The organism is Microbacterium sp. 11MF (genome assembly GCF_000383475.1).
GTDB classification, from domain to species: domain Bacteria; phylum Actinomycetota; class Actinomycetes; order Actinomycetales; family Microbacteriaceae; genus Microbacterium; species Microbacterium aquilitoris.
This window is the reverse complement of the sequence record NZ_KB911459.1, coordinates 859,861-874,779: the sequence shown is the minus strand read 5'-3', so window position 1 is coordinate 874,779 and position 14,919 is coordinate 859,861. Positions and strand designations below refer to the sequence as shown.

The following is a 14,919-nucleotide window of genomic DNA, read 5'->3' as shown; positions in this document are numbered from 1 at the left end:
GCCGTTTCCGGGTCCGCCCGGCAACGGTAGGTTCGGAACGTGGCCTCACCGATCTCCCCCGCTTCCGTCCGCAGCTCCGCAGAGATCCCCCTTCGCCCGGCGAAGGCGACGAAGAAGGATGCCGGTATTCGCAACGGCCGCATCCCGATCGCCTCGCACCGTCCGAGCGTTCCCGGCGGCAGGTTCGCCCCGTCGGCCTTCGTGGGCGAGGCGGTGCCCTTCACGGTCGCCGCGTTCCGTGAAGGACACGACCGGATCGGAGTGCACCTGCGGCTGACGTCACCCTCCGGCGCTGCGAGTCTGCACCGGCTGCATCCGCTGGACGACGGCTTCGACACCTGGCAGGTGCACGTCGCACCCCTCGAACAGGGCACCTGGCGCTTCCGTTTCGAGACATTCGCCGATGACTACGCAACGTGGCGGCATGCCGCGGAGGTGAAGATCGCGGCCGGAGTCGACCCGATCCTCATGCGCGAGACGGGTGCTCGCCTGTTCGAACGCGCAGCCGCGGAGAAGACCCGACCGGCAGACGAACGAACCGCCCTCGCGGCCGCCGCCCGCGCGCTCCGGGACGACTCCGTCGATGACGCCGCCGCACTCATCGTCGTCCGCGACCCGGGACTCGCCGACGCCTTCGCCGACCGGCCCGCCGTCTCACTCCACACCGTCCACGAGGAGAACACGCTCCTCGTGGAGCGCGAGCGCGCGGGTGTGGGCGCCTGGTACGAGTTCTTCCCCCGCTCCGAGGGCGCCGAGCGGATGCCGGACGGCACCGTCCGCAGCGGCACCTTCCGCACAGCGGCGAAGCGCCTTCCCGGCGTCGCGGCCATGGGCTTCGACGTCCTCTACCTCCCCCCGATCCACCCGATCGGCGAAGTGAACCGCAAGGGTCCGAACAACACCCTCGATGCCGGTCCTGGCGACCCGGGTTCCCCCTGGGCCATCGGCTCCGCCGCCGGCGGCCACGACACGGTCCACCCCGACCTCGGCACGCTGGAGGACTTCCGCGCGTTCGTCGACGCGGCCGCCGCCCAGGGACTCGAGGTCGCGCTCGACCTGGCCCTCCAGGCCGCGCCCGACCACCCGTGGGTCACGGAGCACCCCGAGTGGTTCACGACCCTCCCGGACGGATCCATCGCGTTCGCGGAGAACCCGCCGAAGAAGTACCAGGACATCTACCCGGTCAACTTCGACAACGACCCGGAAGGCATCCGCGCCGAGGTCCTGCGCATCGTCCACCACTGGATCCGCCAGGGCGTACGCATCTTCCGCGTCGACAACCCGCACACCAAGCCGTTGCAGTTCTGGGAGTGGCTCATCCGCACGGTGAACGCGGAGCACCCCGACGTCATCTTCCTCGCCGAGGCCTTCACGCGCCCGATGCCGATGCGCGCGCTGGCGCAGAGCGGCTTCCAACAGAGCTACTCGTACTTCACCTGGCGCAACACGAAGACCGAGATCGAGGAGTTCTTCGCGTCGATCTCCGATGAGACAGCCGACTTCATGCGGCCGAACCTCTTCGTGAACACCCCCGACATCCTCACCGAATACCTCCAGTTCGGCGGTCGGCCGGCCTACCGCATCCGTGCGGCGCTCGCCGCGACCGCGGGCGCCAGCTACGGCGTCTACGCGGGCTACGAGCTCTACGAGAACGTCGCGCGCCCCGGCTCGGAAGAGAACATCGACAACGAGAAGTACGAGTACAAGTTCCGCGACTGGGAGGCCGCGGAAGCCGCGGGCGACTCGCTCGCGCCGTACCTGCGCCGGCTCAACGAGATCCGACGCGCGCATCCCGCGCTCCGACAGCTCCGCGGGCTCCACGTGCTCGGGTCCGACGACGATGCGATCGTGGCCTACGCGAAGCACCTGCCGGCTCCCCTGTCACCGACCGGCGAATCCGACACGATCATCGTCGTCGCCAACGTCGACCCGCACTCGGCGCGCGAAACGACGGTCCACGTCGATTCGGAGCTCTGGGGTCTCCCCCGCGGCCACGATTACGACGTCGAGGACCTCGTCACCGGCGCCCGCTGGACCTGGAACGAACACAACTACGTCCGCCTCGACGCGTTCGCCGAACCCGTCCACATCCTCCACGTGAAGGCACGCTCATGACCCGTCCCGACGATTCGATCCTGGATGCCGTCGGTGCCGGCTCCTACCACGCCCCGCACGACGTGCTCGGCCCCCACCAGGACGGCGACGAGTGGGTGGTGCGTGCGCGCCGTCCCTTCGCGCAGACCGTGACCGCCGTCCTCTCCGACGGCGCCCGCGTCGAGCTCCGACACATCCGCGCGGGCGTCTGGGAGGGCGAGACGACGGTCCAGCCCACCGCCTACGACATCGTCGCCACCTACGAGGGGGCGCCCGACTACCGTGTCGACGACCCCTATCGCCATCTGCCGACGGTCGGCGAGGTCGACCTCCACCTCATCCGCGAAGGACGCCACGAGCAGCTCTGGAAGGTGCTCGGTGCGCACGTGCGCCACTACGACGCGCTGAGCGGCGTGTCGTTCGCCGTCTGGGCTCCCAACGCCCGGGCCGTCCGCGTCGTCGGCGACCTCAACGGGTGGGACGGCACGCAGCACGCCATGCGTTCCCTGGGCTCCACCGGCGTCTGGGAGCTGTTCGTCCCGGGCATCGGGGTGGGATCCGCGTACAAGTTCGAGATCCTCACCGCCGACGGGCAGTGGGTCATGAAGGCCGACCCGATGGCGCGTCGCGCGGAGGTCCCGCCCGCGACGGCATCCGTCGTCACCGAGAGCGAGTACACCTGGTCGGACGACGAGTGGCTCGCCGACCGCGCGAGCGGGTCGGTGCACGACCGGCCGATGTCGACGTACGAACTCCACCTCGGGTCCTGGCGTCCGGGACTCGGCTACCGCGAGGCCGCCGACGAACTCGTCGACTACGTCGGCGGGCAGGGCTTCACGCACATCGAATTCCTGCCGCTCGCCGAGCACCCCTTCGGCGGCTCCTGGGGCTATCAGGTCACCGGCTACTACGCCCCGACGAGCCGCTTCGGTACGCCCGACGAGCTCCGCTACCTCATCGACCGCCTCCACCAGGCGGGCATCGGCGTCATCATGGACTGGGTCCCGGGGCACTTCCCGAAGGATGCGTTCGCTCTCGCCCGCTTCGACGGCGCGCCCCTGTACGAGCACCCGGATCCGCGCCGCGGTGAGCACCGCGACTGGGGCACGTACATCTTCGACTACGGCCGCAACGAGGTGCGGAACTTCCTCGTCGCCAACGCGCTGTACTGGTTCGAGGAGTTCCACGTCGACGGGCTGCGGGTCGACGCCGTCGCCTCGATGCTCTACCTCGACTACTCCCGCGAAGAGGGCGAATGGGAGCCGAACATCCACGGCGGCCGCGAGAACCTCGAAGCGATGCGTTTCCTGCAGGAGGTCAACGCCACGGCCTACAAGCGCTACCCCGGCATCGCGATGATCGCCGAGGAGTCGACGAGCTTCCCGGGAGTGACCGCGCCGACCAGCCAGGGCGGTCTCGGCTTCGGCTTCAAGTGGAACATGGGCTGGATGAACGACTCGCTCGTCTACATCGGCCGCGACCCGCTGTACCGCGCTCATCACGAGGGTGAACTCTCGTTCTCGTTCGTCTACGCCTTCAGCGAGAACTTCGTCCTGCCGATCAGCCACGACGAGGTCGTGCACGGCAAGGGATCGCTGTTCACCCGGATGCCGGGCGACCACTGGCAGCAACTCGCCAACATGCGCGCCTTCCTGGCGTACATGTGGGGGCACCCCGGCAAGCAGCTTCTGTTCATGGGCCAGGAGTTCGGGCAGATGTCCGAGTGGTCCGAAGGACGCGGTCTCGACTGGTGGATGCTGGACCAGCCCGCGCACCAGCAGCTGCAGCACTTCGTGTCAGCCCTCAACCACACCTACCGTGCTGAGGCGCCCCTGTGGTCGCGGGACAGCGACGGTGAGGCGTTCTCCAGGGTCTGGCCGCACTCCCCCGACAGCAACGTCCTCGGGTTCGCACGGCGCGACCACGACGGCGGAACGGTCGTGGTGCTGTGCAACTTCGCCGGGTCACCGCGTCACGACGTGCGACTGACGCTGCCCGAAACCGGTGCATGGGCCGAGGTGCTCAACTCCGACGCGGCCGAGTTCGGCGGTTCGGGCGTCGGCAACTTCGGAGGCGTGACGACGGATGCCGACGGCACCGCGCACGTGACTCTGCCGCCGCTGGGCGTCCTCTGGCTCCGCCACCGCCGCGAGGCGTGAGAAACCGCCGCGAGGCGTAAGAAGGGGTCCGGGGCTCAGCCCCGGACCCCTTCTCCATCGTCTGCGGAAGCCGTCAGAACAGCAGACTCGCCAGACGACCGCGCGCCCGGATCACCCGCGCATCGGCGTCTCCGACGACACCGAACAGCTCGAGCAGGCGCTCCCGCACGGGAGCACGCTCCTCGGCGGGAAGAGCCGCGAACAGGTCCAGCAGGCGCGCGAACGCGTCGTCGACATGACCACCCGCGAGATCGAGGTCTGCGACCGCGAACTGCGCGTCGACGTCGGCCGGCGCTGATGCGGCAGCCGCGCGGGCCTCGGCGAGATCGAGGTGCTGCACGCGGGCGAGCAGGTGGACCTGCGCCAGCCCGGCTTTCGCATCCTCGTCACGGGGATTCTCCGTCAGCGCCTGTTCGTACGCGGTCGCGGCAGCGGTATAGTCGCCGGCCTCGATCGCATCGAACGCCGCCTGATGCAGGGGCGGGAGCGCGGGAGCAGCGTCATCGCCCTCGGCCGTCGGTGCCCCCTCCATTGGAATGGTGCCGGTGACGCCGTGCTGGGCGGCGAGCTGCAGAAGCTGCGTGAACACCTCGCGCACCTGCGCCTCGGGGACCGCACCGGTGAACAGCTGCACCGGCTGCCCCGCGACGAGCGCGACGACGAGCGGGATCGACTGGGCACGGAAGCTCTGGGCGAGCTGGGGATTCGCGTCGACGTCAACCTTCGCGAGCACGAGTCGACCACCGAGCTCGGTGACGAGCTTCTCGAGCACGGGACTCAGCTGCTTGCACGGACCGCACCACTCGGCCCAGAGGTCGACGACGACGGGAACCGTCTTCGACAACTCGAGCACCTGCCCGAAGTCCGCATCCGTGACGTCGAAGACGAGGCGGGATGCCGGTGCCTGCCCGTCCGGCGAGGGCGCGGTGCCGCCGGCGGGCGCCGGGCCGGCGGGCCGGTTGCGGAGGGACGAAAGGTCGACGGCGCCGCGCAGGACGGCACCGGGGGCGGGGGTACTCACTCTTTCTCAACCACCTTGGCGTCGAGGACGTTGGAACGGGAGGCGAGCAGCTGGATCTTGTCGTTCGACCCCTGCGCGGGGACGAAGAAGTACAGCTGATCGGTGTAACGGGTGCGGAATCCGGTGCTCGATTGCGAGACGCCGGACAGCGCCTTCACGACGACGTTGTCGCCGAGCTTGATCACGGCGTCCTCGTCGGTCGGCACGATCGTCTCATTCTCCGTCACCGTGACCGCGACGATCGCGCCGCTGTCGAGCGTGACGAGTGAGAGTGGCTCGGACGGGCCGGGCTCGGCGAGGAAGGAGACGCGGCCGGTCTTCTCACCGGTCTCGTTGAAGTTCTTCAGGAGCGTCGCGCGGTTCTCCGCCACCAGCGGGCGGAAGGTGTCGCTCTTCTCGTCGAACATGCCGGCGAATTCGCTCTTGGCACCCTTGTCGAGAACGTCCGCATACGCGGCCGCGAGGTCCTTGGGCGGCATGAGGAGGAACGGCGAGTTCGGCTCTACGGCGACGGCGCCCACGTACTTGGCCGCGAGGTTCATGCTGGCGTCGGCCCGGAGACTGGAGATGTAGGCGACCTTGTACTCGGCCCAGGGATTCTCCTGCGTGGCGGTCAACACCGTCCCGACTCCGTCGGCGTCCTCGACGACGGCGAGGAACATGCGGGGCCAGTCGTTCTGGGCCTGCGGGAGGAACGCCGTCATGTCACCGGAGGGGATCGCCGGGAGGGCCTCCGCCTTCGGAAGTGCCGTGCGCAGGCGGTAGTTGGTCTCCCGTTCCACGAGGGCGGGGCCTGTCAGCCTGGCCGCCGCCGCCTTCGGGTCGTTGGCCTTGTCGGCGGCTTGCACCTGCTCGGAGATCCTCGTCAGAATCCGTTCGGCCTGCGTCTGGGTGACGGCCGGAGCACCCTGACCTTCCGGGACGATGACCGACGGAGTCGGAGAGGGCGTCGTCCCGGGCTGCAGATCGGGCCATGCCTCGGGCGAGCAGCCGGTCAGAGCGATGCCCCCTGCCACGAGAGCAGAGAGCGCGACCACGCTGCGTCGACGGCCGATCGTCAGGCGCCGCCGGGTGGGGGCTGCGGTGATCACGCCCTTCTCCGCTTCTTCGACCGCGAGGTCGATCGGCTGGGTCTGCGTGAGCGGCAGACCCTTCCGGCGGGGACCGCGGGAGCGCCGTACATGACGGAGAGCGAGGATGTAGAGGACCAACCCCACGACGGCCATTGCGATGCCGCCCGCCAGGAGAGGACCCGCCCAGGGGGTTGTCGCGCCCGTAGGCCAGGAGACACTCATGGCGGAGGGGGCGGCCGCCGAGCCGTCGGAGGCGACCAGGACGCTCATGTCCTCGGGCAGCCGCAGCGTCGTCGCCAGCGAACCGTCCTGCTGGAACTCGTCCAGCCACAGGTCGGATCCGGCGGGAGACGCCGTCGGCGACGCACCTTCGACCGGAGCCGAGGCGGGGACCGTTTTCGACGTCGGTTCGCCGTCCTTACCGAGGGTCACGTGCACGTACGGCGTCGGTGCGAGCCACGCCGTGACATCCTGGGTCCGCCCGTAGGCGGCGAAGACCTGACCGGTCCCGTCGATGCGAACGGTCTGCGCACCGGGATGACTCGCGAGCACGGCCCCGTCGATCAGAACGTACGGCTCTGCACCATCCGTCGAGATCTTCGCCGTCTCGGTCGTGGGAGCCTCGAGGATCGTGCGCTGTGCGATGCCGGCACCGATCATCACCGTGGCCAGTACGAAGGCGATGATCGCCCACACGAATCTCACGAACCGCCGCCCTCCTCCGACCTGCATCAGGGGGTGCATGGTCGATCGACATTCCAGCCTAGCGAACGGCGCTGGCAAACGCGTGGGAGCGTGTGTCTGCTCATGAGGTCGCTATGAGAGAACTAGGGTGAGTGCAGACCTGGGAAAGGGCCGACGTGAAGATCCAGCATCCGTTCCGTACTGCACTGATCGCCACGCTCGGCGTGGGCGTGGGCATCCTCATCCTGACCGGTGTGCAGACGCTGTCGACGGTGTTCCTCTACATCGGCACGGCATTGTTCCTCGCTCTTGGACTCGACCCCGTCGTCTCCTTCTTCGAGCGCCGCGGCCTCCCGCGCTGGGGAGCCCTGGTGGCGACCTTCGCAGGGCTCCTCGCTATCGCGTCCGCCCTCGTGCTCATCGTCGTGCCCGTCCTCGTGGACCAGATCGCCAAGCTCGTCCAGCAGACTCAGCGCCTCGTGGACAGCGCGATCAACGGCGAGTGGAACCCGATCACGGTCGTCAGCAAGTGGCTGGCCGACACCTTCCCGCTCCTGCAGGTCGACATGGTCCTCAACTACGTGAATGACTGGTGGAACGGACTCGATTTCACCGACATCGGCGCGTCCCTCGGATCCGGCCTGCTGTCTTTCGGCGCGGGGATCGTCGCCTTCGCCACCGGGACGATCATCGTCCTGATCCTCACCATCTACTTCACCGCGTCGATGCGGTCGCTTAAGCGCTCCGTCTACCAACTCGCCCCGGCATCCAAGCGGGAGCGGTTCGTCGACCTCTCCGAGCAGATCACCGCCTCGGTGGGCTACTACGTCATGGGGCAGGTCATCCTCGGTGCCATCAACGGCATCCTGAGCGCCGTCTTCCTCTCGATCATCAAGGCGCCGTTCCCGGCCGTTCTGGCCGTCATCGCCTTCTTCTTCTCTCTGATCCCGCTCGTCGGTACGCTCACCGGATCTGCCATCATCGTGATCGCATGCCTCGGGCTCGCCTCTCCCCTGACCGCCCTCGTGGCACTCATCTGGTACCTCGTCTACATGCAGGTCGAGGCGTACTTCATCTCGCCGCGCATCATGAGCCGCGCGGTCTCGGTCCCCGGCGCCGTCGTCGTGATCGCGGCGCTGGCGGGCGGTTCGCTCCTCGGCCTGTTGGGCGCCCTCATCGCCATCCCGGTCGCCGCAAGCGTGCTGATCATCTACCGACAGGTCCTGATCCCGCGTCAGAACGAACTCTGATCAGGCGATCCGCCAGCAGGCGGTGTGCCAGTGGCGCCGCGCCGCCAGATCGGCGGCATCCCCCAGCACACCGTCGGCACGCCAGACGACGACGTGCGCCGTTCCCCGCGGCACCGTGCGGCCGCAGCCGGGGCAGGTGTACTCCTTCTGCGCCTGGACGGCCGACACCGGTTGAACGGTCCATTCCACACCGCGTCGCTGCTCGGTCCGCTTCCAGCCGGCCAGCAGGCGATCGAAGGATGCGTCGGAGCCGGTGGGCTTCCGGCGGTGCGAGCGGGGCATCGGCTCAGTACCAGCCCGAACGCTGCGACTTCCCCCACGCGCCGCACGGGGTGCCGTACCGGCCCTGGATGTAGCCGAGTCCCCACGTGATCTGTGTCGCCGGGTTCGTCTGCCAGTCAGAGCCCACGGACGACATCTTGCGTCCGGGAGTGGCCTGGGCGATCCCGTAGGCACCGCTCGAGGCGTTGTACGCGTTGACGCGCCAGCCCGACTCCTTCTTCCACAACGCGACCAAGCAGGCGAACTCCGAGTCGCCCCAGCCGCGCGCGGTCACCATGTCGTAGGCGATGGCCTGCGCGCTCCCGGGATTCGGGGTCACGAACGGCGGGCTCCACCCGGATGACGAGCCCGAGCCGGACTTCTTCGCGGGGGTGGGAGTGGGCGTCGGAGTGGGGGTCGGCTTGACGTACACCGTGTACTCGCTCGCACGGTCGAGTTCGAGGACCGGGGCCTCGCCGGCGTGATACTGCTGCGCGTCGTGGACCGTGGAGGCGTAGAGCGACATCGGGTCGAGTTCGGTCGCCTCAGCGGTGTTCGGGAACGAGACGAGCGGGACGAGGGATGCCGCCACGAACCCCGCCGTCGCCATCACCGCGAACGCCCCGAGCACACCGCGACGACGCGACCAGCGAGAAGCAGGTGCGACGAGTGCCGAGTGCCGGCCCGACCGCGCGGCGACGCCGGTGCGGGACGGGAGGATCTCGTTGCCGGAAGTCACAGTGCACCGATCATATCCGCGGCGGGGAACCGCCGCCACGCGGTCATCCGACGGACTGCATCACGTCGACCACCGCATCCAGCACGGCATCCACCTGCGCCTCGTCGTAGCCACGGAGCTGCATACGGAACGCCACCGTGCGCACCTGCTCGATCGTGAGCCCGTCGCCTGCCTCGAGGTACCGCGCGACGCGACCCGCGACGAGGTCGACCTCGTCGACGCGATACCCGAAGCGAAGGGGCGAGACGCGCCGGAACTTGTGGTGGGCGGGGCGGGACAGCCTGTCGAGGATCTCCTGGGCGAGCGCACGGGACGCGCCCACCCACGCGCGCGCGCCGCGCTGCGACATCGCCGCGGCCCGCTCCCGCTGCGCGAACGCATCCTCAATGCGTGCCAGGGCGGCGTCGACGGCCTCGACGGCGTACCCGTCCCGGACGATCGGGAAAGCCGCGCTCCGGATGTCCTCGGACGTCACCGTCGTACCCTCGGTCTCGAACGCCGCGCGCGTCGAGGCGAGGAACTCGTCGACGGGCTGCCGCGCGTAACCCTTCCGGCGGCCGGAGGCGGGAAAAGCGGCGGGCGAAGTCAGTTCGGTCATGTCAGTGCGCTCAACGGATTCAGGAGGATGTACAGGGCGAGGCCGGGGACGAGCGACGGGAGGATCGAATCGAGGCGGTCCAGCACTCCCCCGTGGCCGGGGAGGAAGGAGCTCATGTCCTTGATGCCGAGGTCGCGCTTGATGAGGGACTCGCCGAGGTCGCCCACCGTCGCGGAGACGAGGATGGCGAGTCCGAGGATGAGGCCGGCCCAGAGCGGGATCTGCAGCATCAGCACGCCGAGCAGCCCGCCGGCGACGAGGCTGGCGACGACGGCGCCGCCGAACCCCTCCCAGGTCTTGTTCGGGCTGATCCGAGGGGCCATCGGATGCCGACCGAGCGCGACACCGCTGGCGTACGCACCCGTGTCCACCGCCACGGCGATGACGAGTACGGCGAGCAACCACAGCTCGCCGTGATCCTGACGCAGGATCACCAGTGCGAGGCTGCCGTGGAACACGACGTACAGCTGGATCAGACCGCTGGCGAGGACATCGCTGACCACGTCGCCGTACCGCCGCCCGTCATGAGCCGCCATCTGGGCGACGAGACGCCACACGACGACGAGGACGACGGCGGCGAAGATGACGAACCACTGCGTCAGGTAGCCCACAAACGCAGCGCCGAGGACCAGGACACCGGCCGACAGCTGCGCGGCGAGGTCGATCCGACGGCCCGCGGCCTGGAGGGCACGAGTGAACTCGAGGGCTCCCATGAGGCACAGCGGCACGGCGAAGGCGATGAACGCCCACTTCCAGAACAGCAGCGACCCCAGCACCACCGCACCGATCGCGAGACCGATCAGGGTGGCGACGAGGAGATTGCGCCCGGAGCGCGCGTTCAGACGCTCGTTGGCCTCTTCGAACTCGACCCGAGCACGTTCGATCTGGCTCTCGAACTCGCTGCGCGCTGCACGCACGTGAGCCTGGAAGGACGACGAGTCCGCCGCGGCATCCCCGCCGCGGCGCGAGTCGGATCGGCTCGGGGAGGCGTCCGGTCCGGGCGCCTTCCCCGATGCGTCTTCGGACATGACGATCTCAGACCTCGAGGAGTTCTGCCTCTTTGCGCTTCAACGCCTCGTCGATCAGGTCGACGTGCGTCTTGGTCACCGCGTCGAGCTCCTTCTCGGCACGAGCGAGGTCGTCGTCGCTCACTTCGCCCTTGAGAGCGTCGAGCTCGTCCTTCGACTTGCGACGGATGCCGCGGACGTGCACCTTCGCGTCCTCCGCCTTGGTCTTGACGAGCTTGACGTACTCCTTGCGGCGGTCAGCCGTCAGCTCGGGCATCGTGACACGGACGACGTTGCCGTCGTTCGACGGATTCGCGCCGAGGTTCGGCATGTCGCGGACGGCCTGCTCGATGCCCTTCAACGCGGACTTGTCGTACGGGGTGATGACGAGCGTGCGAGCCTCGAGCGCGTTGAGCGATGCGAGCTGCGCCAGCGGGGTCGGGGTGCCGTAGTACTCGACCATGACCTTCTGGAACAGCTGCGGGTTCGCGCGTCCGGTGCGGACGGTCGAGAAGTCCTCTTTCGCAGCCTCGACGGCGCGGGCCATGCGGGTCTTCGTGTCGGCCAGGATCTCGGCGATCACGGTCTCTCCATTCGTCGGTACGTCCTGTTGAGTCTAGTCGTCGGCCGGGTGGACCTCAGACGCTGACGAGCGTGCCGATCGATTCTCCGAGGAGTGCACGGGTGACGTTGCCGGCTGGCTCCATACCGAACACGCGCATGTCCATGCCGTTGTCCATGCACAGGCTGAACGCCGTCGAATCGACGACTTTGAGGCCACGCTGCAGAGCGTCACGATAGGTGATCGTGTCGAGCTTCTGCGCCGAGGCATCCGTCTTCGGGTCGGCGGTGTAGACGCCGTCGACGCCGTTCTTGGCGACGAGGACCTCGACCGCTCCGATCTCGAGGGCGCGCTGCGCGGCCACCGTGTCGGTCGAGAAGTACGGAAGTCCGGCGCCGGCGCCGAAGATGACGACGCGGCCCTTCTCGAGGTGACGCTCGGCGCGGCGCGGGATGTAGGGCTCGGCGACCTGTGTCATGGAGATCGCGGACTGCACGCGTGTGGCGGCGCCGGCCTGCTCGAGGAAGTCCTGAAGGGCGAGCGCGTTCATCACCGTGCCCAGCATGCCCATGTAGTCGGCGCGGCCGCGGTCCATGCCGCGCTGGCTCAGCTCAGCGCCGCGGAAGAAGTTCCCGCCGCCGACGACGACGGCGACCTCCACGCGGTCGACGGCCGCCGCGATCTCTCGGGCGATCTGGCTGACCACGTCGGGGTTGACGCCGAGCTGGCCGGCACCGAACGCTTCGCCGGAAAGTTTCAGAAGGACGCGACGGCGTCCGGTGTTCTCATCGATCACGCGGGGATCCTCTCGTCTAGGGGGAGACTATCGAACGGCACGGAAAAGGGGTCCGCATCTTCCGATGCGAACCCCTCGTCCATCTGCTTACGCGCCGACCTTGAAGCGGGCGAAGCCGGTGATCGTGATCCCGGCGTCGGCCGCGACCTTGGCGACGGACAGCTTGTTGTCCTTCGCGTAGTCCTGGTCGAGCAGGGCGACCTGCTTGAAGAACGCGTTCACGCGACCCTCGACGATCTTCGGAAGGGCGGCCTCGGGCTTGCCCTCGTTGCGGGAGATCTCGGTGACGATCTCACGCTCCTTCTCGACGTCGGCCTCGGGGACCTCGTCGCGCGAGAGGTACGTCGGGTTGGCGAACGAGACGTGCTGCGCGATCGAGCGAGCGGTCTCGGCGTCGTCACCCGAGTAGGCGACGACGACGCCGACCTGCGGGGGCAGGTCCTTGCTCGTCTTGTGCAGGTAGACCTGGAACGCGTCACCGGACAGGGTGCGGACGCGGCGCAGCTCGACCTTCTCGCCGATGATCGCGGCCTCGTCGGAGATGAGGTCGGCGACCGTCTTGCCACCGGCGTCGGCGGCGAGAGCAGCCTCGGCCGAGTCGGCACCGGCTGCAGCAGCCGCGTCGAGGACCTTCTCGGAGAGCGCGATGAAACGCTCGTTCTTCGCGACGAAGTCGGTCTCGGTGTTCAGCTCGATGAGCGTGACCTTGCCGTCCTGCTCGCGTGCGGCGATCAGGCCCTCGCTCGTCGAGCGGTCGGCACGCTTCGCGTTGCCCTTCGCGCCCTTGAGGCGGAGGATCTCGACGGCCTTCTCGAGGTCGCCCTCGGCCTCCTCGAGCGCCTTCTTCGTGTCGACCATTCCCGTGCCGAGCTGCTCGCGCAGCGCCTTGATGTCGGCGATGGTGAAGTTTGCCATGGGTGGCGGCTCCTCAGTAGTTGGGTGGTTGTATCCGGACGTCGGCGCCCCGCGGGTGGCGGGGCGCCGACGGGAAGATCACTCGGCGGACTTGGCCTCGGCGGGAGCCTCGGTCGCCTCGGCGGCCGGAGCCTCCTCGGCGGCCGGAGCCTCCTCGGCAGGAGCCTCGGCAGCGGACTCCTCCGCAGCCGGAGCGTCGGCCTGCTCGGCGGGAGCGGACTCGAGGAGCTCGCGCTCCCAGTCGGCCAGCGGCTCGGCCTCGGCCGACTCATCGGTCGGGTTGTGGCGCTGGATGAGACCCTCGGCGGCGGCGTCGGCGATGATGCGCGTCAGCAGGCTGACCGAGCGGATCGCGTCATCGTTGCCCGGGATCGGGAACTGGAACTCGTCCGGGTCGGCGTTCGTGTCGAGGATGCCGATCACGGGGATGCCGAGCTTCTGCGCTTCGCTGACCGCGAGGTGCTCGCGCTTCGCGTCGACGATCCAGATGGCCGACGGCGTCTTGGTCAGGTTGCGGATACCGCCGAGCGACTTGTGCAGCTTGTCGAGCTCGCGCTTCTTGAGAAGCAGCTCCTTCTTCGTGAAGCCGCTCTCCGAGGGGTTGTCGAAGTTGAGCTCCTCGAGCTCCTTCATGCGAGCGAGGCGCTTGGAGACCGTCGAGAAGTTGGTGAGGAGGCCACCGAGCCAGCGCTGGTTGACGAAGGGCTGGCCGACGCGCGTTGCCTGCTCGGCGATGATCTCCTGCGCCTGCTTCTTGGTGCCGACGAAAAGGACGGTGCCGCCGTGGGCAACGGTCTCGCGGACGTACTCGTACGCCTTGTCGATGTAGCCGAGCGACTGCTGCAGGTCGATGATGTGGATGCCGCTGCGCTCGGTGAGGATGAAGCGCTTGACTTTCGGGTTCCACCGGCGGGTCTGGTGTCCGAAGTGGACGCCGCTGTCGAGCAGCTGGCGAATGGTGACGACGGCCATGGCCGTTCTCCTGTTCTGTGTGGTTGATCGCGCCGGACCGTTGGTCGCGACGAGCCTGGTGCCCGGCACGCACCCGCTCCCGGAGGAGACCGTTGGGTGGGATGCCGCGATGTCGATCGACGTGGTCGGATCGAGCCGCTCAGGGCACGCGTAGTCACCCCGACGAGCGAGGTGCCCCATCAGCATAGCAAGAACGGGGCTTCTCCCCCGCGCCGCGGAACGACGGATCATCCCCCGGATGGCGAACCCGTCGTCGCGCTGTTGTCGCACCCGTCGACGATCAGGGGATGCACCGCATCCTTCGCTCCCCCGCGTCGACCGCGGCTCTCGCCCTTCTGCTCGCTCTGGCGCCCTGGGGCGCGGCTGCCGCGGAGGACCCGCCGCCCTCCTGGCGGCTACCGGTGAGCGGAGCCCGTGTCCTCGTTCCTTTCGAGGCGCCCGCGCACGACTACGGACCCGGGCATCGGGGCATCGACATCGGGCCCGCCGACGACGTGGTCGCGGCGCCCGCGGACGGGGTCGTGGCGTTCGCCGGCACCGTCGTCGATCGCGGGGTGGTGAGCATCGATCACGGGGGCGGATGGGTCACGAGCGTCGAGCCCGTGACGCCGACCGTCGCCCCCGGTGACGTCGTGCGGGCCGGCGACCCCATCGGCCGGATCTCCGAGGGCGGTCATGCAGGGCCGGGCTCCCTCCACGTCGGCGTGCGGCACGACGGCGAGTACGTGAACCCCCTCGCGCTGATGGGTCGCGTCCCACGGGCCGTGCTGCTGCCCTGCTGCTGAGCG

General features: G+C 68.7%; 14 protein-coding genes. 4 read left to right on the top strand and 10 right to left on the bottom strand.

Annotated elements, in window-relative coordinates; genetic code table 11:
- Positions 1-39 precede the first annotated feature (39 nt).
- Positions 40-2,115, top strand: coding sequence for an alpha-1,4-glucan--maltose-1-phosphate maltosyltransferase (locus H286_RS0104275; RefSeq protein ID WP_020097226.1), 2,076 nt, complete (start codon positions 40-42; stop codon positions 2,113-2,115).
- Positions 2,112-4,253 carry a 1,4-alpha-glucan branching protein GlgB gene (gene glgB, locus H286_RS0104270; RefSeq protein ID WP_020097225.1) on the top strand — a complete coding sequence of 714 codons (2,142 nt, stop codon included), beginning with the start codon at positions 2,112-2,114 and terminating at the stop codon, positions 4,251-4,253. The genes H286_RS0104275 and glgB overlap by 4 nt, the downstream gene beginning before the upstream one ends.
- Positions 4,254-4,326: 73 nt before the next feature.
- Here glgB and H286_RS0104265 read toward each other — a convergent pair whose 3' ends face one another.
- On the bottom strand, positions 4,327-5,274 hold the full coding sequence (locus H286_RS0104265; protein WP_020097224.1) for a tetratricopeptide repeat protein: 948 nt from the start codon (positions 5,272-5,274) through the stop codon (positions 4,327-4,329).
- A complete protein-coding gene (locus tag H286_RS0104260; protein ID WP_231370882.1) occupies positions 5,271-7,052 on the bottom strand; it encodes a glycosyl transferase in 1,782 nt (593 codons plus the stop codon). Before H286_RS0104260 ends, H286_RS0104265 begins: the two co-directional genes overlap by 4 nt.
- 155 nt (positions 7,053-7,207) lie before the next feature.
- Between H286_RS0104260 and H286_RS0104255 the strand changes: the two genes are divergently transcribed.
- On the top strand, positions 7,208-8,281 hold the full coding sequence (locus H286_RS0104255) for an AI-2E family transporter (protein ID WP_018188023.1): 1,074 nt from the start codon (positions 7,208-7,210) through the stop codon (positions 8,279-8,281).
- Here H286_RS0104255 and H286_RS0104250 read toward each other — a convergent pair whose 3' ends face one another.
- The 8 genes from H286_RS0104250 to rpsB form a co-directional block, all read right to left on the bottom strand.
- Positions 8,282-8,563 carry a hypothetical protein gene (locus H286_RS0104250; protein WP_018188024.1) on the bottom strand — a complete coding sequence of 94 codons (282 nt, stop codon included), beginning with the start codon at positions 8,561-8,563 and terminating at the stop codon, positions 8,282-8,284.
- A gap of 4 nt (positions 8,564-8,567) precedes the next feature.
- Positions 8,568-9,281 (bottom strand): phage tail tip lysozyme, encoded by a 714-nt coding sequence (locus H286_RS0104245; RefSeq protein ID WP_020097222.1) that lies wholly within the window; start codon positions 9,279-9,281, stop codon positions 8,568-8,570.
- A gap of 43 nt (positions 9,282-9,324) precedes the next feature.
- Entirely contained in the window at positions 9,325-9,879 is a 555-nt protein-coding gene (locus H286_RS0104240; protein ID WP_020097221.1) for a DivIVA domain-containing protein, read from the bottom strand.
- Positions 9,876-10,907: a phosphatidate cytidylyltransferase gene (locus H286_RS0104235; protein ID WP_020097220.1), complete on the bottom strand. Its 1,032-nt coding sequence runs from the start codon at positions 10,905-10,907 to the stop codon at positions 9,876-9,878. The genes H286_RS0104240 and H286_RS0104235 overlap by 4 nt, the downstream gene beginning before the upstream one ends.
- A 7-nt stretch (positions 10,908-10,914) precedes the next feature.
- Positions 10,915-11,469 carry a ribosome recycling factor gene (frr, locus tag H286_RS0104230; protein WP_020097219.1) on the bottom strand — a complete coding sequence of 185 codons (555 nt, stop codon included), beginning with the start codon at positions 11,467-11,469 and terminating at the stop codon, positions 10,915-10,917.
- Positions 11,470-11,524: 55 nt separating this feature from the next.
- Positions 11,525-12,244 (bottom strand): UMP kinase, encoded by a 720-nt coding sequence (gene pyrH, locus H286_RS0104225; RefSeq protein WP_018188029.1) that lies wholly within the window; start codon positions 12,242-12,244, stop codon positions 11,525-11,527.
- 87 nt (positions 12,245-12,331) lie between these two features.
- Positions 12,332-13,159: a translation elongation factor Ts gene (tsf, locus tag H286_RS0104220; RefSeq protein WP_020097218.1), complete on the bottom strand. Its 828-nt coding sequence runs from the start codon at positions 13,157-13,159 to the stop codon at positions 12,332-12,334.
- Between the two features lie 78 nt (positions 13,160-13,237).
- Positions 13,238-14,131 (bottom strand): 30S ribosomal protein S2, encoded by an 894-nt coding sequence (rpsB, locus tag H286_RS0104215; RefSeq protein ID WP_020097217.1) that lies wholly within the window; start codon positions 14,129-14,131, stop codon positions 13,238-13,240.
- A gap of 287 nt (positions 14,132-14,418) precedes the next feature.
- On the opposite strand from rpsB, the gene H286_RS0104205 reads away from it, so the two are divergent.
- On the top strand, positions 14,419-14,916 hold the full coding sequence (locus tag H286_RS0104205) for a murein hydrolase activator EnvC family protein (protein WP_018188033.1): 498 nt from the start codon (positions 14,419-14,421) through the stop codon (positions 14,914-14,916).
- Positions 14,917-14,919 lie beyond the last annotated feature (3 nt).